The organism is Micrococcus sp. (assembly GCF_030523875.1).
In the GTDB taxonomy this organism is placed as follows: Bacteria; Actinomycetota; Actinomycetes; order Actinomycetales; family Micrococcaceae; genus Micrococcus.
The window spans coordinates 12,351-15,605 of the sequence record NZ_JAUNHR010000060.1 but is presented as its reverse complement, the minus strand read 5'-3'; the positions used below and the strand labels follow the sequence as shown (position 1 = coordinate 15,605).

The 3,255-nt window shown below is 73.4% G+C and carries 3 protein-coding genes and 1 tRNA gene; all 4 read right to left on the bottom strand.

What is annotated here, in order from left to right; all coding sequences use genetic code 11:
- A partial coding sequence (locus tag Q4D18_RS08615; RefSeq protein WP_303127361.1) for a helicase HerA-like domain-containing protein occupies window positions 1-1,556 on the bottom strand: 1,556 nt, incomplete at its 3' end.
- A gap of 64 nt (window positions 1,557-1,620) precedes the next feature.
- Window positions 1,621-2,592: an AEC family transporter gene (locus Q4D18_RS08610; RefSeq protein WP_303127359.1), complete on the bottom strand. Its 972-nt coding sequence runs from the start codon at window positions 2,590-2,592 to the stop codon at window positions 1,621-1,623.
- Between the two features lie 135 nt (window positions 2,593-2,727).
- Window positions 2,728-2,801 (bottom strand) — tRNA-Gly (locus Q4D18_RS08605).
- 37 nt (window positions 2,802-2,838) lie between these two features.
- Window positions 2,839-3,255: cation:proton antiporter (locus Q4D18_RS08600; RefSeq protein WP_303127357.1), on the bottom strand; the 417-nt coding region annotated here is incomplete at its 5' end.

Below are 3,255 nucleotides of genomic sequence, written 5' to 3'. Positions count from 1 at the left end.
TCGCGGCCGATCTGCGTGCCGGCGGACTTCATGAGGTTGCCCAGGGCCTTCTCGACGTCGCTGGGCTTCTCCGCCTTCTCCCGCGCCCGGCGCTCGCGGGCCTCCTCCTCGCGGCGCAGCTCCTCCAGGTCGCCGAGGTCCACGCCGGAGACGGTCACGTTCCCGCCGTCCCGGGCGGAGCCGCCCGTGGCCGGGGTCGCCGCCGCGGCGGCCTGCGCGGCCAGCCGCTCCGCCGCCGAGTCCCGCTCCTGCGCGGTGCCGTACTGCGCCATCAGCGGGGACGCCGCGACGGCGGCCTGCATGGCCTCCGCCGCCGTGGGCTCCATTGCTGACTGCGGGGACCACATGCGGGTCAGGGCCACGGGGGTGGGGGCGCCGTCGGGGTCCATCACGGTGACCACGGCCTCGCCGACCTTCGCGGAGGTGAGGACCTCCTCGAGGTCGTACCCGCTCGTCGGGAAGGTGCGGACGGTGGCCTTGAGGGCCTTCGCGTCGTCCGGGGTGAAGGCGCGCAGCGCGTGCTGGACGCGGTTGGCCAGCTGGCCCAGGACGTCGGCGGGCACGTCCTTGGGGGTCTGGGTGACGAAGAACAGGCCCACGCCCTTGGAGCGGATCAGGCGCACGGTGGTGGTGATCGCGTCGAGGAAGGCGTCGGAGGCGCCGTCGAACAGCAGGTGCGCCTCGTCCAGGAAGAACACCAGCTTCGGTTTGTCCAGGTCGCCGGCCTCGGGGAGCTCGGAGAACAGGTCGGCGAGCAGCCAGATCATGAACGTGGAGAACAGCTGCGGCTTGGACTGCAGGGTGGGCAGCTCCAGGCAGGAGATCACGCCGCGGCCGTCGGGGGCCACGCGCAGCAGCTCGGCCGTCTCGAACTCGGGGACCCCGAAGAACGGGCCCATCCCGCCGGCCTCGAGGGCGGTGACCTCGCGCAGGATCACGTTGGCTGTGGCCTTCGCGACGCCGCCCAGGCCCTTGAGGTCCGCCTTGCCCTCGTCGCTGGTCAGGTGGGTGACCACGGCCCGCAGATCCGCGAGGTCGTCGAGGGGCAGATCCCGCTGGTCGGCCCAGTGGAACATCAGCTGCAGGCAGGACTCCTGCGTCTCGTTCAGCTCCATCACGCGGGACAGCAGCACGGGGCCGAAGGAGTCCACGGTGGCGCGCACGGGCACGCCGACGCCGTCCCCGCCGAGAGCCAGGAACTCCACCGGGTAGGCGGCGGCCTCCCACGGCATGCCGGTGGCCGCGGTGCGCTCCGCGAGCTTGTCCGACGCCGTGCCGGGCGTGGCCAGGCCGGAGAGGTCGCCCTTGACGTCCGCCAGGAACACGGGCACGCCGGCCTCGGAGAGCTGCTCGGCGATCATCTGCAGGGACTTGGTCTTGCCCGTGCCCGTGGCGCCGGCGATCAGCCCGTGGCGGTTCATCATGGCCAGGGGCAGGCGGACGGGGGCGTCCGCGTGGACCTGACCGTCCACCACGGCCGCGCCGAGGGTGAGGGTGGCGCCGTCGAAGGCGTAGCCGGCGCGGATCGAGTCGAGGTGGGCGGTGTTCTCAGCCATGCGCGTCATCCTAGGACGGGCCGCCCCGACTATGGGACGCGCGTCACAGGCACGGGGTGAATGTTCAGGCCAGCAGGAGCGCGACGGCGATCATCGCCGGGATCGCCACGATCGTGGTCACCAGGACGGTGTCCTTCGTGACGCGCTCCCCGGACCGGTAGCGCACGGCGGTCACGTACGTGTTCTGCGCGGTGGGCAGGGACGCGAGCACCACGGCCACGAACACCCCGCGGGCGTCCAGGCCGAACACGAACTGGGCCAGGACCCACGCGATCAGCGGGTGCACCAGCAGCTTCACGGCGGAGGCGAGCAGCGTGTCCGCGCGCCGTCCGCCGGCCCGGGACAGCGGCACCGAGCCCACCAGGGACATGCCGAACGCCAGGAGCATGGCCGGGATGGACAGCCCCGCGATCAGCTCGACCGCCTCGTTCAGCGGGCCGGGCAGCGCCCATCCGGTGACGGAGAAGAGCAGGCCGGAGAGGGCGCCCAGGATCATCGGATTCAGCGCGGTCTGGCGCAGCTGGGCGAGCATGGGGCGGGAGCGGGGCACCCGCCGGGGGCGTCCGCCGTCGTCCTCCCGCGCCTCGCGCGCCGTGGACCAGTCGAGGACGGCCACGTAGAGCGGGGTGTAGATGCCCAGCTGGAACATCAGCGCCGGTGCGGCCAGGGCCGGGTCCCCGAGGACGTACGTGGCGATCGGGATGCCGAGGTTGGCGGAGTTCACGAGCGACGCGCTGAGCCCGGACATCACCCGCTCGGAGACGGGGCGCGGACGCAGCAGGGGGATGGACACCGCCAGGAACAGTCCGGCGGCCAGGAGCGCGGACAGCGCGGCCACCCACAGCTGCGGGCCGAGCACCGTGAGCACGTCCGCCCGCGAGAGGGTGACGAACAGGAGCGCGGGGCTGCCCACGAAGAACGCCGTCCGGGAGAGCACCACGCGCGCCTCCGCGCCCAGCACCTCCGTCTTCCCGAGCCCGAAGCCCACCGCGATGATCACCCAGACGATCGCGAACCCGGCGAGGACCTCGGCCATGGCGGCGCCTCCTGGGACGGGACGGGGGTGGGGGCCCTGCGAGCATACGCACGGCCCGGGCGCGCGGCGCCCCGTGAGGCAGGGGACACAGAACGGGGCCGGACCTCTGGGAGGTCCGGCCCCGGCGTCGTGCGGTGGAGCGGGCGACGGGAATCGAACCCGCGTATCTTGCTTGGGAAGCAAGCGCTCTACCATTGAGCTACGCCCGCGCAGCCGGTCCGCAGTGCGTCCGGCGCTCGCACCACTTTACACCAGGCCGGCCTCCTGCGCCCGGCGCCCCGCCCGCTTCCGCGCGGCGGCGGCCCGACGCCGGCCGAACCCGTCGGCGGAGCGGGTGAGCACGGGCCCCGCCACGGCCAGGATCAGCACATACGCGGTGGCGAACGCGGACACCTCGGGCGGCATGCTCCCGGAGGCCACGGCCAGGCCCGCGATCACGATGGAGAACTCGCCGCGGATGGTCAGCGCCGCCCCGGCGCGCCAGCGGCCGGCGATCCCGATCCCCGCGGCCCGCGCCGCGAGGTACCCGGTGAGCAGCTTGGTGGCGGCGGTGACCACGGCCAGCGCGAACGCCCCCAGCAGGACGGGTGGCAGGGTGCGCGGGTCCACGTTCATGCCGAACAGCACGAAGAACAGCGCCGCGAACATGTCCCGCAGCGGCTC